Source organism: Xanthomonas sp. NCPPB 1754 (genome assembly GCF_041475725.2).
In the GTDB taxonomy this organism is placed as follows: Bacteria; Pseudomonadota; Gammaproteobacteria; order Xanthomonadales; family Xanthomonadaceae; genus Xanthomonas; species Xanthomonas euvesicatoria.
On record NZ_CM192982.1, the window covers coordinates 1,453,310 to 1,477,865 of the forward strand.

Genomic DNA, 24,556 nt, shown 5'->3' on the forward strand with positions numbered 1-24,556 from the left:
CTTGGGGAGCTGCGTGCCGAAGGTTGCAGACACGTGCTGTTGGAGTCGAAGTGGCGGACGGGGCTTAAGGCTGGGTCATCGGGATTGCGGGAAGGTACGAGCGATACCGGTCTGACGTGGCCGCTGCGTTCGTCGATGCTAGCGCCTGCCTGGAAGGCCCGGAATAGGTCGACCGGGAGCGGGCGGAGATCGCAAGGACGCGCATCAGGCGGGCTCATCATGGCGGCGTTGCGCACACGATAAGGAGCATCGATCATTTGGTGAATTCGAATTATTCAACCATATCGATAGCGTGCCACTATGGATAGCACGCCGGTGCCCGACCGGCGTGCCGCACGCCCATTGCATGGGGGTTGCAGGCCGTCATCCGCATCTGCAACAGAGGCGGCCGCCCGGTTGGCCTGCTGGCTCAGCGTTTGCCGAACAGGCTGCCGCCCAGCTTCATGACGTCGCCCATGCCCAGCTGCCCGTCGCCGTCCTGGTCCAGCACGCTGGTCAGTAACCCGCCGGCGTCGGGATGGCTGCGCACCTGCTGATGTTCCTGTGCCAGCGCAGGCCCGAGCTGGCTGCTGGCTGTGGCATCGCCGCCCAGAAAGCGCTTGGCCAGATATGCCATCACGATCGGGGCAAGCAACTGCAACAGCTGACTGGCCTTGCTGGTCTCCAGCCCGGTGGCCTGGCCCAGGCCGGCAGCGGCCTGCGGCGCCTTGTCGCCGAACAGATGGCCGACAATGCCGGCACCGTTGCCCTGCGCACCGGTGGCCGAGCCGCCCAACAACGAGCCGAGCAAGCTGCCCAGGTCCGGGCTGGCGGCATGGTCGCGTTGCAGTGCGCCCAGCAACGCGTCGGTGCCACCGGCCTGCTGGCTATTGCGGCCCAGCGCACCCATCAGCAACGGCAGCGCGGCCTGCACTGCCGACTGCGCCTGCTCAGGCGCAATGCCCAGGCGGCCGGCGAGTTGCTGCAGCTGCGGGCCCTGCAATTGCGCGGCAAGTTGATCGGTCAACGAAGCGGACATGGTCATCGGAAGGTTTCCTGTCTGGCGAAGCGTTGCGGCAGGGTGCGCCCGTCGCGCCGACAGATCAATCCGGCGGCAAGCACACGCCGCGCGTTACGCACGGCGCGATGCAGGACATCGCAATCACGCAACCATGCCTCGACGGTTTCCAAATTCTGCTAACAAACCTCCGCAAAACAGCATCAAGCCGATCACCAATTCCCGCATGGCAAAGCATCCGCACGCGCAGCAAACGTCAGCCATGCAGCCCCGCTCCTACGAATCCCAAATCCCGACTCCCCAATCCCGGCACCTCAAAGCAACGCCTTCAACCGATACAGCGCCTCCAGCGCCTGCTTGGGAGTGAGCTCATCCGGGTCCAGCGCCTGCAAGGCTTCCTGTGCAGCGGAGGAGGGTGCGGTGAACAGCCCGAACTGTTGTGGCGCATCCAGCGCGGTGGGCGCCATCTGCGCGCTGTGGCTTTCGCCGCCGCGTTGTTCCAGTTCCACCAGCCGCCGCCGCGCCTGCGTCACCGCCGCCTTGGGCAGGCCGGCCAGCGCCGCCACCTGCAGGCCGAAACTGCGATTGGCCGGGCCATCTTTCACTGCATGCATGAACACCAGACGCTCGCCATGTTCGACCGCATCCAGATGCACGTTGGCGATGCCGCTGGCGCCACCGGCATGCGATTCGTCGGCCAGCGCAGTGAGCTCGAAATAATGCGTGGCAAACAGCGTGTAGCAGCGGTTGGTCTGCGCCAGATGGCGCGCGACGGCATCGGCCAGTGCCAGGCCATCGTAGGTGGAGGTGCCGCGGCCGATCTCGTCCATCAGCACCAACGATTGCGGCGTGGCGTGATGCAGGATGTAGCTGGTTTCGGCCATTTCCACCATGAAGGTGGATTGCCCGCGCGCCAGGTCGTCGCCGGCGCCGATGCGGGTGAGAATGCGGTCGATCGGCCCGATCACCGCACGGCTGGCCGGCACATAGCTGCCGATATGCGCCAACAACACGATCAGCGCGTTCTGCCGCATGTAGGTCGATTTACCGCCCATGTTCGGGCCGGTGATCACCAGCATGCGGCGATCGCTGTGCAGGTCCAGATCGTTGGGCTCGAACGGTTGCTCGCGTACCGCCTCCACGACCGGGTGACGGCCGCGCTCGATGCGCAGGCACGGCGCATGATCGAGTTCCGGCTGCGACCAATCCAGCGCCTGCGCGCGTTCTGCAAAGCCGGCCAGGACATCCAGTTCGCTCAAGGCACCCGCGCAGCGCTTGAGACCTTCCAGCTCGGTGCCGAGTGCGTCGAGCAGACCTTCGTACAGCAGTTTTTCGCGCGATAGCGAACGCTCGCGCGCGGACAGCACCTTGTCTTCGAAACTCTTGAGTTCTTCGGTGATGTAGCGTTCGGCGTTGGTCAACGTCTGCCGGCGGCTGTAATGCAACGGGGCTTTCTCGGCCTGGCCCTTGCTGATCTCGATGTAGTAGCCGTGCACGCGGTTGTAGCCGACCTTGAGCGTGGCGATGCCGCTGCTGGCGCGCTCGCGTTGTTCCAGGTCGATCAGGAATTGATCTGCATTGGTGGATAGGCGGCGCAACTCATCCAGCTCGGCGTCGTAGCCGGTGGCGATGACGCCGCCGTCGCTGAGCTTGAGCGGCGGCGTCTCGGCAACTGCGCTGATCAACAGATGCGCGGTGGCATCGTGCTCGCCGAGTTCGGCATGCAGCGTCTGCAGGCGCGGCGAATCCAACGGTGCCAGGATCGTGCGCACCTTCGGCAACAGCGCCAGGCCATCGCGCAAGGTGGAAAAATCGCGCGGCCGCGCCGAGCGCAGCGCTACGCGGGTGAGGATGCGTTCCAGATCGCCGAGCGCACGGAAGGCTTCGCGCAGATCGGCATCGGCACCTGCATCGATCAGCGTGCCGACCGCATGGTGGCGCTGCAACAGCACATCGCGCAGGCGCAGCGGACGGTGCAGCCAGCGCCGGAGCAGACGCCCACCCATCGGCGTGACGGTGCTGTCCAGCACGCCGAGCAAGGTGTTGCGCGTATCGCCATCCACACGCGTGTCCAGCTCCAGATGCCGGCGCGTGGCCGCGTTCATCGAGATGGCCTCGCTGGCCACTTCCATCGCGATCGAGGTCAGATGCGGCAGGCGCTGTTTCTGGGTCTCTTCGACATAGCCCAGCAGCGCGCCGGCGGCGGCCGTGGCACAGGGTTTGTCGTCGATGCCGAAGCCGGACAGATCGTGCAGTTTGAAGAACGCCAGCAGCTGTCGGCGCCCGCTGTCGGCATCGAACAACCACGGCGGCCGGCGCCGCACGCCGATGCGTCCGCGCAGGAAGTCCGGCCAGTTGTCTTCGTCGGGCACCAACAGCTCGGCCGGTTCCAGGCGCGCGATTTCCGCTTCCAGCGCATCGACGCTGTCCACTTCGTTGACCAAGAAGCGCCCGCCGGCCAAATCGGCCCAGGCCAGGCCGTAGCCGTGTTTACTGCGCGAAATGGCCATCAACAAGGTGTCGCGACGTTCGTCCAGCAGCGCCTCGTCGGTGACCGTGCCCGGCGTGACGATGCGCACCACCTTGCGCTCGACCAGCCCCTTGGCCAGCGCCGGATCGCCGATCTGCTCGCAGATCGCCACCGACTCGCCCAGTGCCACCAAGCGCGCCAGATAGCCTTCATACGCATGCACCGGCACCCCGGCCATGGGAATCGGCGCACCGCCGGAGCTACCGCGCTGGGTCAGGGTGATGTCGAGCAGCCGCGCGGCCTTGCGCGCGTCGTCGTAGAACAGCTCGTAGAAATCGCCCATGCGGAAGAACAGCAGCAGGTCGGGGTAATCCGATTTGGCTGCGAAGAATTGCTTCATGAGGGGCGTGTGCTCGGCACTTGCCTTGCTCAGCGAGGGTTTTGCAGTGGAATCAGTGGTTTGCAAGAAGCTTTCCTACGGTTTGTAGCGGTCAATCCGGGTCACTGACGGCAAGTAACGGTGTTCTTTGTTGCGCCGCTGTTGCGGCGGTCACTCAAACGGGATCAAATCGATGTTGCGACGGACACAGAGCGGATCGACCATGGATACGGTTGTTGCGACGGAGGCTGATGCCCCGCGTCGCCGAGGCAACAAGTTTAAGCTGTCCTACCGGCAGATCTGCGAGTTGAGCGTGGCCAAGGGCCCGCTTGAGGGCAAGCAGGGCAGGGCCGTCATCGGTCCGCGCCCGGCTGCAGATGTTGGAAAGCCCTATCGCGTATTGGATGGCAATCAAGGAGCCCCGACGGGGTTCGGCTTCTATGTCGGGACCACCCGCACGACCTACGAGGTCGTGGTTAGAGGGCCCTCAGGAGTGCGGCGGTTCTCGCTTGGGAACGTCGCAGACATGGGGCCCGAACAGGCCTATGAACTGGCCCGCCAGAAGCTGGCCGTGGTCCGAGAGACGGGCGAGCACCCGTCTCGGCAGGAAGCTCGAAGCGAGCACTTGGTCGAACTGAAGGGATTGACGCTTGCGGACTGCTTCGCCGTTTACATTGAAGATCTTGAGAAGCGGGTCCGCAACAAGAAGGCCAAGCCCGCCAGCGTTCGCGCGGTTCAGGACAGCTTGGCTCGGTTTGCGCGCGCTGAGGTTGGGCTGGCAGACAAGGCCATCCTGCGGTTGACGGATAGGGATATCCATCAGGCGTTCGAGAACCTGAGGAAATCCTCGATGGTGCGGTCCAATCGGATCCCGACGCCGATGCGGACTGTGCTGGCCAATCATCCCGATTGGGCGGAGCTTTCGACGCAGCAACTGGAGGCCTTGGGCATCAGCGGTCGATACCTTCAGCGGGTCAAGGCGGCCGGGCGGGCTTCCACCGAACATTCGTTCACCGATGCCAAGCGGGCGGTTGACCTAGTGCTCAAGCGCGAACGGAAGGCGGCTGCCCGGGAACAGCGGGAGCCGGTGCTGCGCTACAACCCGTTTCAGGTCATCCACGACGACGACATGCTCCGGGATGCCCAGGAGCTACGCCGGCACTACGAGCGGGCGGAAGTCCGAAACCCTTTGGGCGACGACACGCTGCCACGGGTGCTGAAGGTGATTTTGGCTCGGCGGGACGAGCAGGGTGGATTGAACGCCACAGGGGCGGACTATCTGCTGTTGACCTTGTTGTGGGGCACTCGCCGCAGCGAGGCTGCGCAGCTTCGATGGTTCGACCGGTGTTCGCCTGGTGAGCTGCGGCAGTCGGAGGTGTCCTGGGTCTGGCTGGCGGGGCCGGACGAGGTGAACCCCTACACCCGCCGTGCAGGCTCGCAGGTCTACCTGTTCGACACCAAAAGCGGGGAGGAGCGCTACTTGCCGGTGACTTACTTCGCTCAAAAGGTGTTGGAGCGCCGGTTCGAAGAGCGCCTTGATGAAGTGGAGGCGAGGAAGGCATTGGTAGACGCCGAGGCGCTGCTGAAGGCTGCCAAGACCAACGGAGCCCGTGTTGACTTGGTAGACAGGCTGGAGAAAGAAGTAGAGCAGGCGCGTCGCGCGTTGGTTCGGTCGGTCTTCGTCTTCCCGGCTAGGTCCCATCGCAGCAAGACGGGACACTATTCCGACAGTAAGAGCATCGTGGCCAACGTCCGCCGGGATGCTGGACTCGTGGATGTGCGGGCCGAAGTGGACATCGGGCTGACCACGCACGATTTCCGACGAACCCTGGGCCGCTATGCAGCGCTGCTGTTTGGGGAGAGCCGGATCGTCTCGCAGTTGCTTCACCACCATACGCCCGATGTCGGAACGGATCGCATGGCCGCGGTCTCCGAACGCTACACAGAGCAGGAATGGTTCAAGCTCCGGGAGGCCATGGGCCGGGTGGAGGAGAGCATGATCGCCATGAGCCCGCGAGTGTGGAACAGGCTAAAGGGGACGGATCGGCCGCGCTTAGACGAGGTGAGCGACGAACCCGTTACTATCTTCGCTCCCAGGAACCGAAGGATCGCACTGGATGATTGAGGTCGTTCGCAGCGAGGAGCAATACCGCGCGCTGGCCGATGCTGCATTGGACAGGGAGTTGGAACGGGCCAAGGCCGGCCTGACCCCATCCGTGAGCAGCAAGGCGGCAGCTCGATTTCTCGGTGTCCACGTGGACACGCTCGGACAATGGCGGCGGCGGACTCCGCCTCTTGGTCCTGCCTTTCAGAAGGGGCCAGGAAGCGCGAATGGTGGAGCCAATCAGCATGTCCGATACCGGTTTGCCGATTTGGAAGAATGGCAGTCAGCTCGAGCAGTGAAGACCATAAAAGAACGACTTTTGGTCGATGAACTGGAGCTTTACAAACAACGGGTGCGGGAGCTTGAGATGGAGCTTGAGCTTCGAGCCCTTAGGGAGCAGTTGGCTCGAATGACGAAGAAGGCTGGTCGGATTCTGGCCTTGGAGACGGCGAGGGAATGCTTGGATGTTGCGCATCAATGGGTGGTCAAGGACGGCTTGGTCATGGGGCACGTGCTGACGGTTCCGGAAATGGTCCTTGCTCAGGGGCTGAACGCCGGGGGAATCGTAGAGATGACGCTTGGTGACGTGCTGATGTGGCCTTGGGCTGACGTCGGCGCTCGCGAAAATTTTGCTATGCGGATTGAAGCGGCATTCTCAGACGTCACAGAACAGCTGAGGCAAGAGCGCTCGGCTCAGCGCATGAGAGACTTGGATGCACAGCTTCCTTCGCCGCAACGAATCATGAAATCGGTATTTTGATACTTTCCGTTCCTGATGGAGTGTGCGCAGAGGTCTGATTCCAGCGCTTCACACGAAAGTGATTTCCTTTCCAGTTAGCTGAAGTAATGTGCTTAAACAATTCCCTTCATCAAGACGGATTTGAGATCATAAAGGAGAGGTGGTTATGCCGGGTAAAGTCGTAATCGGTCAGAGGCAGCTTCAAGCCTCAGATGGTAGTTGGCAAAATGATGGGCTGGCTGTCGTTGACGTCAAGATCCCTGGTCTGGTTCGGCTAGTGGAAGGAGAATTCGATGAGCTGTTTTCAAAAATACAGAGCGGAGGATGGTCGATAATTTCGGCTGGTGTGAGAGAGCTTTGGGCGCAAAGGGCTGCGGATTCCCCAGAGCTGGCGAAGCGGATCGCTGAAAGGCGGAAAAGGTCATCTGAGACTTTGGTTCCAAAATCATTCGATCCTAACAGTGGTTTTTCCCTTTTTCGCATCGTGATCGTAGATGAGTTCGGTGAGCCCTTAGAGCCCGCCGAACAGCCAGTGATGTGCTTCGTCATCTACGACACTGTTAAGTTGAAATCCAGGTTGGTTATCAATGAGGCCGAGTTCACAGCCGCAGTAGCTTTGTATAACAGCCTGCAGAGATCGAAGCACGTAAAGCCATCTGTCCGTGGGCGCGGTCCGAGATAGCTATTTCATCCAACGGAGCTATACGGAACCTCGGAGATTTCTTGGTCCTTCCAAAGCGTGATGCCTGGATCGGACCAGTCATGGATGTGCTGCTGCCAGTGTGCAATGCCTGCCTCCACAGCATCGTCTGCTGTTCGTTTGGCTTCTTCTACTGGCAGCCTCGCAAGAGCTGACAGGAATGCTTTGTTCCAGAAATCTTCAATGGTCATGTTGATGTATCCTTAGTTTCTTTTCTTTGATAGCACTTTGCAGGCTTCTGTCAAGGGTTGGTATCGAGGTTTTTTGGGGTGAGCAGTCTTGCCTCGTTGCGAGGAGTCATCTTCGCTGAAGATGGTGTGTTGCTTCTTAAGGATGAATGGGATGGTTGATGTTATCTGTATTAAATTTTATGTGACTGGGGTAAGGTGTGGACGTCGATACGGATAAGTGGAACTTTTTGGAGAAGGCGCATGACTTTAGAGCTCAACTGCGCCTATTCGGTTTTGTGCTTCTTGCGGACGTAGTTCTTGTCCTTTCCACAGGCACCAATGTTTGGAATCTTCGTTGGTCGACGATCTCCGACCGGCCTGCCGCCCTCGTCTTGGTCGTGCTGGCCTACGGTGCTTTGGTGAGGATCGTGGTGCCTCTCCTGTTGCCGCCATTACTGTCCGTCCTCGGTTTGCTGGTTGAGTGGATTCAGCGTATTCCCGGCACGGCGCCTAACCGAATGGGCGCGGAGTCCTTGACTTACGTTACGTGGACTGAGGCGGACAGATGGCTTGCTGATGCGCCAGAAGGCTCGCGTCGAGTGGATGTTGAGAAGCAGATGGCGGAAATCGCTGAAGAAGAGATGCGTTGGGACTCAACTGTGCGGGCAGGGTGGACGGCTGTCGCGCTCGTGCTTCTTGGCTCGTTTGTTCCTGGCGCCACGGTTGCCGCAGTTGCGCATTGGCAGAAATGGGCTCCTTTGGCTGTCGGGTTATTTGCGGCAATTCCTTGCGCCTATGATTTGTGGGCCGGATCACCGAGTCGCAGAGAGGTTCGTATGCCAGGACTGGCAGAAAGACTCTACAGAGAGAGACATGGTGGCCCGCTGAGCAACGCTCGCGCCAAGAACTAGCTGTCCAACCGGGCTACTCCGCTCAAGACGCGCATGTATCATTGGCTAGCTGTCTCTCTGCGACAAAGGAAGCGCCGTTTTTGTTGATGGCTAAATTGACCCACCCCCTAAAAAAACCGTGCCGACGTAAAGTAGAGACTTCGCCCCGCATGGGCCCCGTGGATCACGAGGAATCAGGCGATGAAGAAGTCCCGATTTTCCGAAGAGCAGATCGCATACGCGCTCAAGCAGGTCGAGCTGGGGATGGCGGTTGGCGAGGTGTGTCGCAAGATGGGCATTGCGGAGGCGACGTTCTATGTGTGGCGCAAGAAATACGGTGGGCTTTGCCACGGAGTGGCACGCGGTTGCGACATGTATCTAACAGCGAGCTGAGCGGGTCAACCGCGGATTGGCAAAGTTGTGACCAGGCTCCATGTGCTGGAGATCGTTAGATAAATGCGTTGAAGTCGTAACATCTGTGAAGCAAATGCCTCTGCCGTTCTGCAACTGCTGCGGCCCCCCTGTCCCTATCAACGCGTCGTGCGAGGACGGCAGCCTGCTAGAAAGTTCTACTTGGTCATCAGCGAAGCTTTGCGTCCAGGTATTGAAAAATCGTGCGCGCGGAGTTGATGACCAGGCACGCCTCATCGCGCTCGAGCAGCTCATCGTTCGCGTGAGCCAAGCTCGCATTGTTTCGAGCTGGATTTAGGCAATCCATGACATTGCTCAGGGATGAGAGCACCTTGATCATGGTGTCGGGCTGTGGGCCCAGATCCGTGAGGCCAGGGTGTTGTTGCCGCAGCAACTTGAACAGACTCGTGATCGTTGCGCCGGGCGGAATCTCGATGTCCTGAGCTCGGCAGGCCGCTTTGAGGTAGGCGTGCATCGCGGTATGCACACGGTCTACCGCATGTGTGGGTCCGCTTGTGCCCATCAGCGTGGCCGCATCAGCTAAGGCGCGCTGCAACAGATCGCTGCTGATTTGCGGGCTGACAGTCTCTACAGATAGGCCGTCGGCGCAGCGCTTTGCCAGCGCAAGAAGCTTTTGATAAGCGGACGCGGTGCGCTGATGTTCGGTTCCCGGTGGATATTTCCGTGCTATCCCCCGCAAGATCGCTGCTTGCGTGAGCGCGGGTGCCGCCTTTAAGACTGCGATGAAGCGCTCGCGGGTCGTATTGCCAGGGAAAGCTTCTGGGTCAAGATCCAGGTCACAGTAGGCGCTGTAAAACTCCTTGTGGGTCCGGTAGGTGAAGTCACCCAAGTAACCGCCCTCCACGCCGATGTAGCTGGATACGACCCAGTGGATTTCGGTGCTCCGAAGCTCGCCCATACGCCCCCGCTGGCAGCTTGCCCCCGGTATGGATTGCGCGAGGCGTTGCGCGCATTATAGCGCTGGGCCGTTCGGGGCGGCGCACTTCGACCGCCACATCTGGTTGGCACCTCCGCCCCTTTCCACAGAAGGGATTGCGATGGATCAGGTGTCAGTGCAAAGCACGGAAGAGAGTTCTTCCCTCCGGGGAAGCGGAACGCTGAAGGACAAGGTCGAGAGGGCTAGGCTCGAACTCTTGGATTTGTCTACGCGCAATCGGCTTCTTCATACGCCGCGCGGCGGCCGTGCTCGCACCATTGAGGTCGTAAACGAGCTCGCCAAGGCCATGTATCAAACTTTGGTCGTGGACGGCAAGCGTTTCACCTTCATTCCAGGCAAGCAAGACCCTTCCCAGCAGGAGCAGGGTGAAGGCTTGGATCTGAGCGAGATGCCATCTGAGTCCATTACCTATCTTGACGAGGGGTTGGAAGATCCCACCTTGGTTGAGCAGCCTGACTTTGAGTTGGACGAAGAAGGGCGCGTCCTGAGTCACTGGGATGCGAACCTTTCGACGAGGCTGACCTCATCGGGACTACAGAAGCGCTTGCTGGATCTCTACACGGATTCAAGAACGCTCCAAGAAGAGCAGGGCGTCAATGTTCTCTATCTAGCGGTTGGCTATATGAAGTGGCGTGCTACCTCTACGCCGCAGACCGATCGCTATGCGCCATTGGTTCTAATCCCTGTGCAACTCGAACGCAGCACAGCGGGTGAAAAGTTCCACCTGAAGTGGTCCGGGGACGACATCCAAGCGAATCTCTCCCTTCAGTTGTTCTTGCACCGCGAGTTTGGCTTGCGTCTGCCGAACATCGAGGAATTCGAAACCCTAGATATCGATGCATATATCGGGTCTGTGAAGGAGATGACGGAAGGACGCATCGGATGGGATGTCTGCCCCAACGATGCTGTTCTCGGCTTGTTCTCTTTCGCGAAGTTCATGATGTATCGCGACCTGGATCCAGCCGTGTGGGAGAGCTTTGGCGGCATGCAGGCGATTGCGTCTCTTCGTGGCGTGGTGACCGATGGGTTCCCGGGCGCAGAAATCACTAGCGAAGACGCAAACGTCGATGAAATCATCTCCATCGAGAAGATGCTTCACGTTGTCGACTGCGACTCGTCACAGGCGCTCGTTGTCCATGACGTTCTGCAGGGCAACAGCATCTTGGTGCAAGGGCCGCCAGGAACGGGCAAGTCACAAACGATCGCAAACATCATCTCTGCCGCCATCTCTGAGAAGAAGAAGGTGCTCTTCGTTGCGGAGAAGATGGCTGCGTTGGAAGTCGTGAAACGGCGCTTGGACTACGTGGGTGTCGGCGTGGCGTGCCTTGAGCTGCACAGCAACAAGGCTAACAAGCGAACATTGCTGGAAGAGCTCCGTCAAACGCTCAGCCTTGGCGATCCCAAGCGGGAGAATACCAAACCCATCATTGAGCAGCTCACTGAGCGGCGTGATGCGCTTAACGCTCATGCTCATCGAATGCACTTGCCGCTCCTTCCGTCCGAGCTGACGCCGTATCAAGTGTTTGGCCATCTGGTCGGACTGCGCCGGCAAGGACTCACGACTCAGCGCTTTGTTTTAGAGGGACCTTTGGAGTGGCGACGTCCCCCCAATTTTGAGTAGCACCTCAGTTTGGAGTCCAATTCCCTACCCCAAGGAGATTGGACGTGAAGAAGCGTTTTTCTGAAGAACAGATCATCGGCTTCCTGCGCGAAGCTGATGCCGGTGTGGCGATCAAGGATCTGTGCCGGCGGCATGGCTTCAGCGAGGCCTCGTATTACCTGTGGCGCAGCAAGTTCGGCGGAATGAGCGTGCCCGACGCCAAGCGGCTCAAGGATCTTGAGGCCGAGAACGCGCGGCTAAAGAAGTTGCTGGCCGAGCAGTTGTTCGAGAACGACCTGATCAAGGATGCGTTGCGAAAAAAGTGGTGAGCGCACCGGCGCGTCGTGCGCTGGTGCGCGAGTGGATCGGGCGTGGTGCCAGCGAGCGTCGCGCCTTGGCGGCGATCGGCATGAGCGCCAGCGCGCTGCGCTATTGCCCACGCCAAGACCGCAATGGCGAACTGCGCGAGCGCATTCTTGCGTTGGCGCATCGCCATCGCCGCTACGGCGTGGGGATGATCTATCTCAAGCTGCGACAGGAAGGACGCCTGGTGAACTACAAGCGCGTGGAGCGGTTGTATCGCGAGCAGCAGCTACAAGTGCGGCGCCGCAAGCGCAAGAAGGTGCCGGTTGGCGAGCGTCAGCCGCTGCTGCGGCCAGCGCAGGCCAACCAGGTGTGGTCGATGGACTTCGTGTTCGACCGCTCCGCCGACGGCCGAGTGATCAAGTGTCTGGTGATCGTGGACGACGCAACGCACGAAGCGGTCGCCATCGAGGTGGAACGCGCGATCTCCGGGCACGGCGTTGCGCGCGTGCTGGATCGGTTGGCACACAGTCGCGGTTTACCGAAGGTGATCCGCACCGACAACGGCAAGGAGTTTTGCGGCAAAGCGATGGTCGTCTGGGCACATGCCCGTGGTGTGCAACTACGGCTAATCCAACCCGGCAAGCCAAATCAAAACGCCTATGTTGAATCGTTCAACGGCCGACTACGCGACGAATGCCTCAACGAGCACTGGTTCCCGACGTTGCTGCACGCGCGCACCGAGATCGAACGCTGGCGACGCGAATACAACGAGGACCGACCGAAGAAAGCAATTGGCGGCATGACGCCGTCCGCTTATGCCCAACATCTGGCAAACACCGATATCATCAACCCCGGACTCTAAACCCGACCGCTACTCAGGGCGGGGGGACGTCGCCAAGTCAACGAAGAGCTTGCGTGTCGGAATCTTCGGCCCATGCTTGTCTTGGGTCTTCAGAAGACTGGGGGTTTGATGGATCACGCAAAGTTGATTGAAGAGCATATTAGACCTGGATCGTTGCGGGTGGTTGACGATGAGTATCGAAATCAATACATCACTGGTGCTGAATCGCCGTCTGATAACTTCGGCAATGAGACTTATTACGGGCAGGACTTTCTATTTCGAACTGAAAGTGGGCGGATTTTCAACTTTGCAATACCCTATCCGTTTCAAGACAAGACCTGTGCTAAAGGTGGATCGGGGTTTTCCAAGGCTAAGGTCGAGTCGGTGCGTTATGGGACCTTGATCCAGCAGGCCTGCGACCTCATTAGGCATTTCGAGATGGATTTGTATGAAAGTGCAATCGTTCCCGTTGCACTAGCGCATCGTCACGCCTCGATTAGCCTATCCCCTGGAGGAAAGGTTTTGGATCTGATGGTTCGAGCTGGACTGAAATAATCGCGTTTGATGGTTGGGAAATTCTACGTGGCTTCTCTAGCGAGGTGCTCTTTTCAGCAGGCGTATTGGCGTAATGAAGACGCGGCGGTAAGATTCTTGGTCAGCTGAGAGGTGGTGGAATGTTGCATATGGAATCGACAACCTCCGGTCGTCCAAAGTCCGGCGAGTTTTTCATCCTTGAGGCGGGCAAGATAAACGGGCCGACCAACGGCGTGGTCTTCGAAAATTTAGACCGGCTGCTTTCGCCACCGCGGTTGATTCTGCTCCCCGAAGGTGGCGGCTTCCCACCCCTTCGCGAGACCCCGCGCTTGGTCTACAACCCCAGCAAAGGCCCGCCACCTTTGGACCTAGAACCTGGGTTCAGCGGCTACTGGCTGGTGTCTGAGCGGCTCCAGCAAGTCATGGCAACGGTCGATCCCCACGCGTTTGCATTCGCAGAAGTGGACTACCGCCTTGCCGACGGTAGTGCTGGTCCGCGACATTTCCTTTGCGACGTGGTCCAACAAATCGACGCGTTGGATGAAGTGGCCTCACAACTCTTTGTTGACACCACAGAGCCGTTCGTTAACGGCAAGTTCTACGATCTGACGGGCGGGGCCAGCGTTACCTTTGACCGCCAGCGTTTGGGCGACGCTCACGTGTTCAAGACCCCTTACACCGGTGCAGTCTTCTGCGATCAGGTGTTCAAGGACGCCGTGACGGCGGCCGGAATGGCGACCGATACTGACGCCGACGGCCTTTGGCTGATCGACGCTTCGGATATCTAGTCGCGCAAGCCCGACGGTTTAGGAAGGAACCCGACCCATGCCTCGCAGCAGGCCTGTTTTCCAAGACCACCACGCCATCGAGCAACAGACACTGGATCGAAGCCCCTTGCTCAAAGCGTTGTCGAACGCGGGGCATTTCGATATTCACGCGCCGGAGAACCGACTGTTCCTGCCATCGAACCCCGCGTTTGCGCAGACCCTGGGCATCACCCCGCATAGCGGGGGGCCTATCGCTGACTACCAAGTCGGGCTACGGCAGAGGTTATGGCGCTTGGAGCAGACCCCAGACGGAGTGGGAGCGCTAGCGGGCGATGCGGATGCTCTGGAGCGCATCGCCGGGCGTGTGGAAACGCTGCGCGATACCGTCCGTGTGGGCCTCATTCGAGGCGACCTGCACACCAACGCTCCATTGGGGTTGAGGCCTGACGACATCCGTCCAGGCGTCCAGAACTTCTTTCGCAACGAAGTCGCTTATGGGCAAGCCCATGCCGTGCAACTTCATAGTCTGAAGGGCTATGCGGCGGTGGATAACGGCTGGGCGGCGGTGACGCATACAGAAGCCCGTGTGGCGAGCACGCTCCAGCATATCCAGAGTGTCCCCAACCCCCTGACCCGTGGTGGCGCGGCCGAGCTTCAGCGACATGGTCTGTCTCAAGCCATCTCAAACGCTTACCACGGCGGACGCTTGACCATATCGCCGGGGGGCGTGGCCCTGGTTGAGAACACCTTGGGGGAGGAAGCCGCCAGGCCTTTGCGAGTTCCTCGCGGTCAAACCGGTGCAGCGTCCATGGAAGTATTGCTGGGCAATGCGTCGGCCAGCACCTTGGTGCGTTCGGGCGGCTTGCTGGTGACCGGTGCCGATGCGGTGGTGACCGCCCGCCGCTCGGCCGAGTTGCTGGAACAAGGCAATGCCACCGCCGCGCAGTCCGAGGTCACCCATGCCTTGGCCCGTAACGTCGGCGGCTGGGCTGGAGGTGCATCCACGGCAGCAGCGTTGGGCGGCAGCGGCTTCGTGCCTGCGGCGTTGGTGGTAGGCGATGCGCTGTTGATGAGCAAGGCGTTCGACAAGGGCGCCGATCTGCTGGACAACCGCGCCATCTACCACCAGACCGACAAGGCTGGCGTGGAGTGGCAGTTCAACGGTCGCAACTGGCAGCGCGAAGCGGCCATCGAGCTCGCTCCGGATGGCCGGCGCACGAGCGGCGAGCAGCCCGTGGTCGCCAGCTATGAAAAATCCCAGGAACTGGGCGCGCTGGCCAACGCCAAGGCAGTGGAGTTGGCGCTGGGCAAGGCTCCTCCACCGCAAGACCCGTTCAACCTCCCTGCACGGGCCAGCGACCAAGTCGGGTTGGACAACCAGAACTGGCACCGCAATCCTGAGAGCCAGGCATGGGAACGCCAAGTCAAAACCGCCGTGTCCGGTGCCAACGACCGGGGCAGCTACGAGCACCAGACCGCCTCTCCGGAACGCGCGCAGCAGCTCAACCAAGAAGCGCTGGGCCGCATCGAAAGCAACATTGCCACCGGGCGCGAAGCCATCGCGGCCGCCTACTTGGAAAACCATGCTGCCCAGCGCGCCCAGGCCTATGGGGTGGAGGTGCCGGCAGCCGTGGAAAGCGCCCTCGCCAAGAAAGGTCTCGTGCTGGGACACGACAGGCAGGTCTACCAGCGGAACGAGGCCGGGCAGTGGGCCGGCAGGGATGGGGAGGCCACTGGCAATCTGGCGGTCGAACTGGAGCTGACGAATCAGGTGCGCCAGCCGTCGTTGGAGCGTGCCCAGGAGACCCTGGCAGCGCTCCAGGCGCTTCCCGCGCCCACGGCGGCGCAGATGGATCACAACGAGCTGCTGCACCGTTACCGGGCCGCAGGCGTCGATCTCAACGTCAACCCGCAGACCCAGCAGGCCGTGGAGCTGGCCGCACGGCGGACTATGGAAGCCAATGGCATCACCGGGCCGACCATGCAGCAGCTACAACGCAATGAGTCCGGTCAATACGGCTATGACAGCCCCATCGCGCACCTACAGCGCGGCAGCGATGGAATCACTCGTGTGGTGGCGGTGACCAGCAGCGAGGACATCCGGCAGGCGTTGAGCGAGGCGCAAGGCAATCGACTACAGTCGCCAAGCCTAGGGCGCGTGCCTGAGGGAACGGCAGACGCGGACACCTCGGCCTCCGAGTCGTCCAATCCGCAGCAGGTGCTGGATATCCAGGCGCGCATGCAAGCCTCTGTCGCGGCGCAGGCGCGGCAAGAACGCGAACAGCAAGATCGTCTTGCGCAAGAGCAACACGTCGCGCAAGTGCGCGAGCACCTCCAGCAGGCACAGCCTGAGCACGAAGACAGCTCAAAAAGCGAACGATCGGTCCAGGCGCACGCGGTGCTGGAGGGTCAGCGACAAGCAGAGCAGCAGCGTGAGCTAGAAGAGCGGCAAGTGCAGGAGCGGCAGGCACAGACCAGCCAGCAACGCGAGCTGCAGGAGCGTGAGGAAAGGGATGTCCAGGAACGTCAGGTGCAGGAGCGCCAAGCCCAAGACAACCAGCAGCGGGAGCAGCAAGACCGCCAAGCTCAAGAAGCCACGCGGGTTGAAGTCCAGGAACGTCAAGCGCAGCAAGACCCCAGCCAGCACGCCTGGCAACAAGCCGATCCTCAGCCGCACGCTCCGAATGCGGCGCTGGCTCAGCAAACGCCGCAGCCCGATTTGCAGCAGGCAGACGTCCACCAGCAGATCGAGGCGCATAACCAGGAGGTAGGCGAACGCGCGGCTCACACCACCTCTGACCCACGGACGCAGCCGCATCAAGCAAGAGAAGCGGGACGCGCGCTGGAAATGCAGGCAGTGGAAAGCCGCGATGCCTCGCGCCTGCCGATTCCTGCACCCGAGGGCCAGAAATCCGGCAACCAACCTTTGCAAAGCGCGGAGGCCGATGCGGTGTCCCTGGCGCTGTATCGCCAGGTGCAACCGCAGCAGGCCGAGATGGAGCAAGCGTCGGCCCGTCAGCAAGACGTGGCGCGTGAGCAGGAGGCAACACCGGTTCGGGCCATGGCCCCAACAGCAGAGCCGTTGACGGCATCACTTTCCAGAGCGTCTACTACGCCTGAGCGAGAAGCCGATGCTGAACATCCCCGTCCTTCAAAGGCTTTGCTCGCTGATCATGGTGCACCGGTGTTGCCCGCAGAACACTTCGCGCAAGCGCGTGAGGAGTCATTGGCAAGCAGTGCAGCCACTCGCGTGTCCGTCGGGTCTGCTGACGCAGAAAACCAACAAACGCAATCAACCCCAGCGCAGGATCACAGCGCCGCAGACCCGGGTGGCGCCCTGTTCCTGGAAGAGACCATGCGCTCGCTGCGCCAGCTGCAACAGGAAATTGAGGCGGCGGATCGGGAAGACGAACGCTTCCACCAGGAATGGAAGGAGTATCGCGAGCGCGGAGAACCTTATCCCTTCGCTCAAAAGAGGGCGCTAGACCAAGAGGGTGGCAGCATGGATGCATTCAGCGCGCACCAACCAAGTCGCCGCTCGCCCAGTGAAGCGGCTGAGCAAGCCGATGCCTTCCAATCTCCAGTTCAGCGCTTTGCGGGTCCAGGGGAAGGGAATGCACCAAATGACTCGTCGAAAGCTGAGCGCAAATCGATCACGGGCGACCCGGATGTGGACGAAGTGCTCTACGCGCTCGACAGCAAGAACGAGTTGGCGATCGAGCAAGCGCTGAACCGAGTCGCCAACAGCGCAGCGACGCAGGCGCTCATCAAAAGAGGCAACGAGTTCCTGGAGGCGCAAGCCCAGCAGGAGGCCCAGGAGCTCGCCGCCACACGTCAGGCGCTGGGGATGGATGTCTCAGCGGAAATCAACACCAGCCGCGGGCCGGTCATGGTGATGACGCTGCCGGAGTTTGCCAAGGGACCGATGCAGAGCGGTGCCCAAGGGGACGGTGGTGGGGGTGGAGACGGCGGTGGCGGCGGGGGAGGAGGCGGTGGTGGTGGAGGGGGCGGCGGTTAGTCAAAATCGCTTCCGTGACCAGCCGAGCTCAGGAAACCTCATGGATAGGCAAGACGCGGCCGTAATGGCGGAAATGATGGCGACGTTGAATGCATCGAACGCGTCGTTGCAGGAGACGGTCAAAGTGCTGACGACGCTGGTTGCATTCATGCAGCAGCGCGAACAACGGCTGCGCGAGGTGGTTGCCGAGCAACTTCAGGTAGTCCAACACGCGGCCAGCAACGCCGATGCCAAGGTCAATCGAGTTTTAGAAAACGCACTGCCGAGGCTGACGCAGCTGACCAATCAAGCGTTGACGCAGACGCTGGAACCGGCCGCCAAGCGGTTCAACAAAGAGATGGCCCATGCGGACGAGACGTTGCAGCAAGCCACTCGGCGTTACGCGCAGGTCCAGCAGTCCCTGGAAACGCGGAGCACTCGGCGCATGTGGATAGCATCGGCCACGATGCTCTTGGCGGGCGTCTTAGGACTGGGGGCGGTGGCTTACTCGTTGGGCATCATCAATGAGAAGCGCAGCGAGCTGGTGCAGCTCCGCACCTCAATCGACTATTGGGAGCGGGTTGCGCGCGCTGACCTAGCACCTTGTGGCGAGGGGAGAATCTGCGCCACGCTCGAAAAGAACGGCCCACGTTTCGGCAGCCAGAAGCAATACCGTGCCGTTAGCCTGCGCAGCACCTCAGACGCGCGCTGATGCTCGTCGACCTATGGGCTTGGTGCGCCGTCGAGCTCCTGACAACGCCGGGCGTGTTCGCTCAGATGGTCGGGATTGGGGCGGTTCTTCTTTGACTCCGGCTGACGCACAGTCTGGCCTATGAGAGCAAGGTAGTCAGTGGTAAGCAACGACGGAGCCAACGCGACCTTGTTCTCTGGGGTGATCCAGAGCAGCAGGCAGTCGAAAAGGGTGTGGAGGTCGGCGCGGAGCAACAAGCCGTTGTCCACCCGGTCGGTGTGGTCTCCTCGGTAAGGCAATATATGCGCCGCCTCCAAGACCTCCTTCGCCGAACAGCCTGTGATGGCACAACGGCCGCCATACGCGTCCAGCAATTGGTTCCGGAAAAAAGATTGACCGCGGCGCTGGGCTACTGCACGCATGGTCCAGACACGTGCGTCATGGTCTGAATCCAATGGAGGCAGATGCGCAAATGCCGCTTCCTGCCCTTCGGCCTCGGCTCTCGATTGTGGGGTGGCGGGTAACTGCACAGCCTCCCAAACGCCGCCGTCGTTTGGCTGCAAAGTCCAGTGGCCATGGATGTTTGCCCGAAAGGGCTCATACGTCACGCCTCGGGATTTGCCTCGCCGGAAAAGGAGATCACGAGGATGATTGGAGTTTGAGCGCCAATCCTTCCGCGTCTTGTCGTAATGCCGCCGATTAGTGTCGTTGACCGTCAAAAATGAAAGGTTGGCTCCCAAGTCTGAGTGGTCCTCGCCTGGGTAGCGTCCTTCGAGCCACTCTCGAATCTCTGCGGTGGAGGAGGGCCTGGCCAGTGCTTGCACGGCTTCGGCCACGTGCCAGTATTTCACGGTAGCCCGGTCGCGCAGGACCATCTCTCTTTCAGGGATCTCGCCAGTGCGCTCAAACGCAAGTTCAAAAGAATTGGCCGCGAGCGATACGACCTGCCCGACCAGGCTGAAGTCCGGCTCGAAGTCGTTGGTGGCACGTGCGGCATTGCCAGCCCTAACTTTTGCCGGGTTGTCGGAGGTAGCCACCACGACTCGGATTGGCAATTTTTCCGCCCAGGCTTGTTCGAGATGAGTGCGAAAAGTGTGCTTGCCACTGCCCTTCCAATGGGCGGTCTCCATCGCGTAGCGGGACATGTCGGGAGAGAAGTTGTGTGACCACAGGCTCAAAATTACCTGGCGCGGATTCTTAGACAGGGCGGACGAGTTGAACTGCGGGTCCTTGATCTCAACGCCATATCGGCGAAAGGCATCGCTCATTCGCATGGGGTGTCAGTGTCCTCGGCAACGGGTGTGCAGGCGTGGCGTTATGGTGTCAATCCAATCGGCGTGACCACAATCATGCGTTCGTCAATGGCTGGCCCTCGGTCGAACGTGTATTCGAAGCGGTAGCCATTGCCTTCCAAGGTAAGGTTCTTCTTGCTCTTGAACGCTTTAAGCAAGGCCTTGTCGTGGTCGCTGGGATAAAGTTTGATGAGGTCGTGGATCATCTTGTCCGCAGCTTTAGCGTCAGCGTGGAGCCCATAACCGCGATCCTTGAACCAGTCGTTCCATAGGAACTTCGTGGTGGAGACCCTGCCGGTTTCCGGCTCTTCGTTGATAAAGAACTTGACTGTCTCGGCCTCGCCGCCGATACAGCCAAACAGGGCCCCCCAGCCTGAGCTTCCTGGCGTGATCTTGGTTGACTTGCATGAAAGCACTGCCTTGCTGCGCTCGACCTCTTTTTGGAAGGGCGTGACCACGGAACGATCGGCCGGCTGCTGCGTTGAGCTTTTCGTGGGCGATGGCTCGGCCGGAGGCGGAGATGATTGGGAGCACGCGGTCAGCAGCAAAACGGCACTGGGGAGCAGGCGACGGATCAACATCCGATGTGAGTTCCAGTTGGAGGCGTGGGCCACCATCTTCCCATTGCAAGTCGCTTTCGAACCAGCTGTTTGAACACGTCAGGAGATGGAGCAGGCCCTCGCCGCTTGTGGCGTCCTTGATTGCAGCGTGTGTGCGCGGCCACCACGTTCTCGGGCACATCCAAGCCGCCGTCTTGTTGAGCAATCAAGTGTTCGGCCGTGCACTGGTAGGGACGTGCAGAGCGGGGACGTAAGCCCAGCTCGCTGGGTGAGGATAGCCACATCGGGCGGTCGCAGTAGTAGCAACGGCCAGATTGTGTATGGAAGGCATGGGTGCGAAGAGATTTGAGGCGCTTGTTGCTCATAGAGGGCTCCGGAATCAAAAGAAGATTCCCGTGCCTCCTAGTGGAGAACCTCGGGCACCCGGAGCCTAGAGGCTATGCGGGCACAACACCGGGGGATGCCCCCACTGGCAGACACGTTGTAACCGACCATCGGTGCGGCTGCAACTCTTTGGCGCGCGATGGGCAGGGCGGGCGAGCAGGCTCAATGCGTGCTGTGACCTTCTTCGGCGTTCGAGATTTCCATTCGCAACGCGCCGAGGGAGCTCGCTTGGTTACGGATTGCCGCGTCGGTCCGATTTCCTACGTGCGCCAAAAGCGCACCCACCAACTCGGCATCCTCCAGCGACTCTGCTCCTGCAAGGAACACGAGCTCTGCCACCCGTGTGCGTCGCTTGGCTTCTTCGCGGCGTTGCATCTCCTTGGCCTTCACCGCTTGGCGCTGTCGACGTCCCCCCGCCCTGAGTAGCGGTCGGGTTTAGAGTCCGGGGTTGATGATATCGGTGTTTGCCAGATGTTGGGCATAAGCGGACGGCGTCATGCCGCCAATTGCTTTCTTCGGTCGGTCCTCGTTGTATTCGCGTCGCCAGCGTTCGATCTCGGTGCGCGCGTGCAGCAACGTCGGGAACCAGTGCTCGTTGAGGCATTCGTCGCGTAGTCGGCCGTTGAACGATTCAACATAGGCGTTTTGATTTGGCTTGCCGGGTTGGATTAGCCGTAGTTGCACACCACGGGCATGTGCCCAGACGACCATCGCTTTGCCGCAAAACTCCTTGCCGTTGTCGGTGCGGATCACCTTCGGTAAACCGCGACTGTGTGCCAACCGATCCAGCACGCGCGCAACGCCGTGCCCGGAGATCGCGCGTTCCACCTCGATGGCGACCGCTTCGTGCGTTGCGTCGTCCACGATCACCAGACACTTGATCACTCGGCCGTCGGCGGAGCGGTCGAACACGAAGTCCATCGACCACACCTGGTTGGCCTGCGCTGGCCGCAGCAGCGGCTGACGCTCGCCAACCGGCACCTTCTTGCGCTTGCGGCGCCGCACTTGTAGCTGCTGCTCGCGATACAACCGCTCCACGCGCTTGTAGTTCACCAGGCGTCCTTCCTGTCGCAGCTTGAGATAGATCATCCCCACGCCGTAGCGGCGATGGCGATGCGCCAACGCAAGAATGCGCTCGCGCAGTTCGCCATTGCGGTCTTGGCGTGGGCAATAGCGCAGCGCGCTGGCGCTCATGCCGATCGCCGCCAAGGCGCGACGCTCGCTGGCACCACGCCCGATCCACTCGCGCACCAGCGCACGACGCGCCGGTGCGCTCACCACTTTTTTCGCAACGCATCCTTGATCAGGTCGTTCTCGAACAACTGCTCGGCCAGCAACTTCTTTAGCCGCGCGTTCTCGGCCTCAAGATCCTTGAGCCGCTTGGCGTCGGGCACGCTCATTCCGCCGAACTTGCTGCGCCACAGGTAATACGAGGCCTCGCTGAAGCCATGCCGCCGGCACAGATCCTTGATCGCCACACCGGCATCAGCTTCGCGCAGGAAGCCGATGATCTGTTCTTCAGAAAAACGCTTCTTCACGTCCAATCTCCTTGGGGTAGGGAATTGGACTCCAAACTGAGGTGCTACTCAAAATTGGGGGGACGTCGCAAATGCCTGCGTGTGCGCGGCGCATTGCACACACCGGCTGTTGTTTTGGGACTCTTCGCCGTCGGAAAAGCTAAGATCGAAACTTGTGCAAAGTCGGAAGTCGCCAATGATCGATCGTCGTACCTTTCTTGCCACGGGTGTGGTGGCCGCTGCCGCCAGCTTCGGCGCGTCGGCAGCGCGCATCGCGCAGACGCCGCGTGCCAGCGGGCCGGCGCCGTGGGGTGCGGTGCCCAGCCCGCGCCAGCTGCGCTGGCATCGGTGGGAGCAATATGCCTTCGTGCATTTTGCGATGAACACCTTCACCGACAAGGAATGGGGCTACGGCGACGAGGATCCGCGCAAATTCGATCCCAGCGATTTTTCAGCCGACCAGATCGTCGCTGCTGCGAAGGCCGGCAATCTGAAAGGGCTTATTTTCACTGCCAAGCATCACGATGGATTCTGCCTGTGGCCGACACGCCTGACCGAGCATTGCATCCGCAATTCGCCCTACAAAGACGGCAAGGGTGACATCGTCGGCGAGATGGCCGCGGCGTGTCGACGCGCCGGCCTGGCCTTCGGCATCTATCTGTCCCCCTGGGATCGCAACCACGCCGAATATGGCCGCCCTGGCTATCTGGACTATTTCCGCAAGCAGATCGTCGAACTCTGCACAGGCTACGGGGATCTGTTCGAGTTCTGGTTCGACGGCGCCAATGGCGGCGATGGTTATTACGGTGGGGCGCGCGAATCGCGCAAGATCGATGCGCCTGCGTACTACAACTGGCCGCGGATGATCGAGCTGGTGCATCGGCATCAGCCTATGGCATGTACCTTCGATCCGCTTGGCGCCGATATCCGGTGGGGCGGCAACGAAGATGGCATTGCCGGCGATCCGTCCTGGCCGACCATGCCCAATGCGCCGTACACCCAGGAAAACGGCAATTCCGGCGTGCGCGGAGGGGCGTTGTGGTGGCCGGCCGAAACCAATACGTCGATCCGTCCGGGCTGGTTCTATCACGCCGACGAAGACGGCAAGGTGCGGAGCCCGGAGAATCTGGTGCGCTATTTCGACACCTCGGTGGCGCGCGGTACCAACATGAACCTGAATCTGCCGCCCGACCGACGCGGCCGCATCCCCGACCACGACGTGGCGGTGCTGCAGAGTTTCGGCGACGCGATCCGCGCCAGCTTCGCCATCGACCTGGCCAAGGGCGCCAAGGCCAGCGCCAGCGCCTCGCGCGGTGCCGGGTTCGAGCCGGCGCGCGTACTCGATCGCCAGCCGGACAGCTACTGGTCCACGCCGGACGAGGTCACCACGCCGACGCTGACGCTGGAACTGTCGAGCGCGCACAGCTTCGACCTGATCCGGTTGCGGGAGTATCTGCCGCTGGGCGTGCGCGTCACCCGCTTCGCGGTCGAAGCCGAGGTCGATGGGCAGTGGCGGCGGCTGGCCGAGGCGCAGTGCATCGGTGCACAGCGGATCGTGCGTCTGGAGCGCCCGATCGCCGCACGCCGGGTGCGCCTGGTCGTGCTCGAGGCGCCGGTCTGCCCGGCGATCAGCGAATTTGCCCTGTTCCGCGCCGTTGCGCCGGTGCCGGTCGCACGGCCGACGGCGACAGCGCCGGACGTGCTGTCCACCGCCGGCTGGCGCATCGTCGAGGCGAGCGCGCCAGGGGCGGAGACGTTGCTCGACGACGATGCCAGCACGATCTGGATCACGCCCGCACCGACGCCGGGCCATCCCGTGCAGGTAACCATCGACCTCGGCGGCTCGCGTCAGGTTGCCGGGTTCAGCCTCACGCCCTCGCGCGCAGTGATGACCGGTGCGGCGCCGCCGAAGGGCTATCGCGCAGAAACCAGCGAAGATGGCCAGCACTGGCAGCCGGCCGGCGCGGGCGAGCTCTCCAACATCGCCTATGCGCTCTCGACCCAGCGGCTGAATTTCCCCGAAGTCCGCCAGATCCGCTATCTGCGGCTGTCGTTCGCGGAGACGGCCGTGCCCGCCGAGCGGCTGGCGATCGCAGGGATCGGCGCGTTCTCACGCTTGCGATGAGAGCCTGCACTCCCGCGCGGCCGTGCGTCGCGTGGGAGGGGATTGCTGGGTGGCGACAGTTTCGTGCGTCGAAATACGTCAAGCGAAGCGATGGAGAGGGCGCTGGCCGCAGTCGCACCACGCG

At 61.2% G+C, this 24,556-nt stretch carries 19 protein-coding genes and 2 pseudogenes; 12 read left to right on the top strand and 9 right to left on the bottom strand.

What is annotated here, in order from left to right:
• Window positions 1-409: 409 nt before the first annotated feature.
• The gene (locus ACCQ15_RS06425) at window positions 410-1,024 is read right to left on the bottom strand and encodes a DUF937 domain-containing protein (protein WP_011346797.1); all 615 of its coding nucleotides are present in this window, start codon (window positions 1,022-1,024) and stop codon (window positions 410-412) included.
• A 287-nt stretch (window positions 1,025-1,311) separates the two neighbouring features.
• Complete coding sequence (mutS, locus tag ACCQ15_RS06430) at window positions 1,312-3,867, bottom strand: DNA mismatch repair protein MutS (protein WP_343230689.1); 2,556 nt, start codon at window positions 3,865-3,867, stop codon at window positions 1,312-1,314.
• A gap of 202 nt (window positions 3,868-4,069) precedes the next feature.
• Here mutS and ACCQ15_RS06435 point away from each other — a divergent pair, with 202 nt between their 5' ends.
• From ACCQ15_RS06435 to ACCQ15_RS06445, 3 genes are all read left to right on the top strand, one after another.
• On the top strand, window positions 4,070-5,971 hold the full coding sequence (locus tag ACCQ15_RS06435) for an integrase (protein WP_347134920.1): 1,902 nt from the start codon (window positions 4,070-4,072) through the stop codon (window positions 5,969-5,971).
• A complete protein-coding gene (locus tag ACCQ15_RS06440) occupies window positions 5,964-6,710 on the top strand; it encodes a nucleotide-binding protein (protein WP_218555442.1) in 747 nt (248 codons plus the stop codon). The genes ACCQ15_RS06435 and ACCQ15_RS06440 overlap by 8 nt, the downstream gene beginning before the upstream one ends.
• 145 nt (window positions 6,711-6,855) lie before the next feature.
• Window positions 6,856-7,371: a hypothetical protein gene (locus tag ACCQ15_RS06445; RefSeq protein WP_218505960.1), complete on the top strand. Its 516-nt coding sequence runs from the start codon at window positions 6,856-6,858 to the stop codon at window positions 7,369-7,371.
• 5 nt (window positions 7,372-7,376) lie between these two features.
• On the opposite strand, the gene ACCQ15_RS06450 is transcribed toward ACCQ15_RS06445, so the two are convergent.
• The gene (locus ACCQ15_RS06450; RefSeq protein WP_218505962.1) at window positions 7,377-7,580 is read right to left on the bottom strand and encodes a hypothetical protein; all 204 of its coding nucleotides are present in this window, start codon (window positions 7,578-7,580) and stop codon (window positions 7,377-7,379) included.
• A 197-nt stretch (window positions 7,581-7,777) separates the two neighbouring features.
• On the opposite strand from ACCQ15_RS06450, the gene ACCQ15_RS06455 reads away from it, so the two are divergent.
• Entirely contained in the window at window positions 7,778-8,470 is a 693-nt protein-coding gene (locus ACCQ15_RS06455) for a hypothetical protein (RefSeq protein WP_218505963.1), read from the top strand.
• A 180-nt stretch (window positions 8,471-8,650) separates the two neighbouring features.
• Window positions 8,651-8,794: pseudogene (locus ACCQ15_RS06460) on the top strand (transposase); the annotation flags it as partial.
• 235 nt (window positions 8,795-9,029) lie between these two features.
• Here the strand turns inward: ACCQ15_RS06460 and ACCQ15_RS06465 are convergent.
• Window positions 9,030-9,779 (bottom strand): abortive infection family protein, encoded by a 750-nt coding sequence (locus ACCQ15_RS06465; protein ID WP_218505964.1) that lies wholly within the window; start codon window positions 9,777-9,779, stop codon window positions 9,030-9,032.
• A gap of 139 nt (window positions 9,780-9,918) precedes the next feature.
• On the opposite strand from ACCQ15_RS06465, the gene ACCQ15_RS06470 reads away from it, so the two are divergent.
• From ACCQ15_RS06470 to ACCQ15_RS06495, 6 genes are all read left to right on the top strand, one after another.
• Entirely contained in the window at window positions 9,919-11,439 is a 1,521-nt protein-coding gene (locus ACCQ15_RS06470) for a DUF4011 domain-containing protein (protein ID WP_372381344.1), read from the top strand.
• A 44-nt stretch (window positions 11,440-11,483) separates the two neighbouring features.
• Window positions 11,484-12,586 (top strand): IS3 family transposase gene (locus ACCQ15_RS06475; protein WP_372166127.1). Its coding sequence is split into 2 segments (ribosomal slippage): window positions 11,484-11,742 and window positions 11,742-12,586, totalling 1,104 coding nucleotides; the frame shifts between segments, so codons are not numbered across the junction.
• A gap of 72 nt (window positions 12,587-12,658) precedes the next feature.
• Window positions 12,659-13,120: a hypothetical protein gene (locus ACCQ15_RS06480; protein WP_372381345.1), complete on the top strand. Its 462-nt coding sequence runs from the start codon at window positions 12,659-12,661 to the stop codon at window positions 13,118-13,120.
• A gap of 128 nt (window positions 13,121-13,248) precedes the next feature.
• Entirely contained in the window at window positions 13,249-13,887 is a 639-nt protein-coding gene (locus ACCQ15_RS06485) for a DUF1629 domain-containing protein (protein WP_039431892.1), read from the top strand.
• Between the two features lie 37 nt (window positions 13,888-13,924).
• A complete protein-coding gene (locus tag ACCQ15_RS06490; protein ID WP_372381346.1) occupies window positions 13,925-17,884 on the top strand; it encodes a hypothetical protein in 3,960 nt (1,319 codons plus the stop codon).
• 64 nt (window positions 17,885-17,948) lie between these two features.
• Window positions 17,949-18,575 carry a hypothetical protein gene (locus ACCQ15_RS06495; protein ID WP_218505454.1) on the top strand — a complete coding sequence of 209 codons (627 nt, stop codon included), beginning with the start codon at window positions 17,949-17,951 and terminating at the stop codon, window positions 18,573-18,575.
• Window positions 18,576-18,586: 11 nt separating this feature from the next.
• On the opposite strand, the gene ACCQ15_RS06500 is transcribed toward ACCQ15_RS06495, so the two are convergent.
• From ACCQ15_RS06500 to ACCQ15_RS06520, 5 genes and pseudogenes are all read right to left on the bottom strand, one after another.
• Entirely contained in the window at window positions 18,587-19,822 is a 1,236-nt protein-coding gene (locus ACCQ15_RS06500; protein ID WP_372381347.1) for an HNH endonuclease, read from the bottom strand.
• A 47-nt stretch (window positions 19,823-19,869) separates the two neighbouring features.
• Window positions 19,870-20,427, bottom strand: coding sequence for a hypothetical protein (locus ACCQ15_RS06505; RefSeq protein ID WP_218505364.1), 558 nt, complete (start codon window positions 20,425-20,427; stop codon window positions 19,870-19,872).
• Window positions 20,421-20,771 carry an HNH endonuclease gene (locus ACCQ15_RS06510; protein WP_372381349.1) on the bottom strand — a complete coding sequence of 117 codons (351 nt, stop codon included), beginning with the start codon at window positions 20,769-20,771 and terminating at the stop codon, window positions 20,421-20,423. The genes ACCQ15_RS06505 and ACCQ15_RS06510 overlap by 7 nt, the downstream gene beginning before the upstream one ends.
• Before the next feature lie 181 nt (window positions 20,772-20,952).
• A pseudogene (locus tag ACCQ15_RS06515) lies at window positions 20,953-21,195 on the bottom strand (hypothetical protein); the annotation flags it as partial.
• A 30-nt stretch (window positions 21,196-21,225) separates the two neighbouring features.
• Window positions 21,226-22,328, bottom strand: a protein-coding gene (locus tag ACCQ15_RS06520; protein WP_372166127.1) for an IS3 family transposase whose coding sequence is annotated in 2 segments (ribosomal slippage) — window positions 21,226-22,070 and window positions 22,070-22,328 — 1,104 coding nt in all. Because the reading frame shifts where the segments join, the coding sequence is not laid out codon by codon here.
• 175 nt (window positions 22,329-22,503) lie between these two features.
• On the opposite strand from ACCQ15_RS06520, the gene ACCQ15_RS06525 reads away from it, so the two are divergent.
• Entirely contained in the window at window positions 22,504-24,432 is a 1,929-nt protein-coding gene (locus tag ACCQ15_RS06525; protein WP_109290624.1) for an alpha-L-fucosidase, read from the top strand.
• Window positions 24,433-24,556 lie beyond the last annotated feature (124 nt).

Coding starts and splice junctions, on each gene's coding strand:
- ACCQ15_RS06435 (WP_347134920.1), top strand. CDS start 4,070: ATGGATACGGTTGTTGCGACGGAGGCTGATGCCCCGCGTCGCCGAGGC.
- ACCQ15_RS06485 (WP_039431892.1), top strand. CDS start 13,249: ATGGAATCGACAACCTCCGGTCGTCCAAAGTCCGGCGAGTTTTTCATC.
- ACCQ15_RS06470 (WP_372381344.1), top strand. CDS start 9,919: ATGGATCAGGTGTCAGTGCAAAGCACGGAAGAGAGTTCTTCCCTCCGG.
- ACCQ15_RS06505 (WP_218505364.1), bottom strand. CDS start 20,427: ATGTTGATCCGTCGCCTGCTCCCCAGTGCCGTTTTGCTGCTGACCGCG.
- ACCQ15_RS06525 (WP_109290624.1), top strand. CDS start 22,504: ATGATCGATCGTCGTACCTTTCTTGCCACGGGTGTGGTGGCCGCTGCC.
- ACCQ15_RS06465 (WP_218505964.1), bottom strand. CDS start 9,779: ATGGGCGAGCTTCGGAGCACCGAAATCCACTGGGTCGTATCCAGCTAC.
- ACCQ15_RS06480 (WP_372381345.1), top strand. CDS start 12,659: ATGCTTGTCTTGGGTCTTCAGAAGACTGGGGGTTTGATGGATCACGCA.
- ACCQ15_RS06425 (WP_011346797.1), bottom strand. CDS start 1,024: ATGACCATGTCCGCTTCGTTGACCGATCAACTTGCCGCGCAATTGCAG.
- mutS (WP_343230689.1), bottom strand. CDS start 3,867: ATGAAGCAATTCTTCGCAGCCAAATCGGATTACCCCGACCTGCTGCTG.
- ACCQ15_RS06510 (WP_372381349.1), bottom strand. CDS start 20,771: ATGAGCAACAAGCGCCTCAAATCTCTTCGCACCCATGCCTTCCATACA.
- ACCQ15_RS06450 (WP_218505962.1), bottom strand. CDS start 7,580: ATGACCATTGAAGATTTCTGGAACAAAGCATTCCTGTCAGCTCTTGCG.
- ACCQ15_RS06495 (WP_218505454.1), top strand. CDS start 17,949: ATGGCGGAAATGATGGCGACGTTGAATGCATCGAACGCGTCGTTGCAG.
- ACCQ15_RS06500 (WP_372381347.1), bottom strand. CDS start 19,822: ATGAGCGATGCCTTTCGCCGATATGGCGTTGAGATCAAGGACCCGCAG.
- ACCQ15_RS06445 (WP_218505960.1), top strand. CDS start 6,856: ATGCCGGGTAAAGTCGTAATCGGTCAGAGGCAGCTTCAAGCCTCAGAT.
- ACCQ15_RS06490 (WP_372381346.1), top strand. CDS start 13,925: ATGCCTCGCAGCAGGCCTGTTTTCCAAGACCACCACGCCATCGAGCAA.
- ACCQ15_RS06440 (WP_218555442.1), top strand. CDS start 5,964: ATGATTGAGGTCGTTCGCAGCGAGGAGCAATACCGCGCGCTGGCCGAT.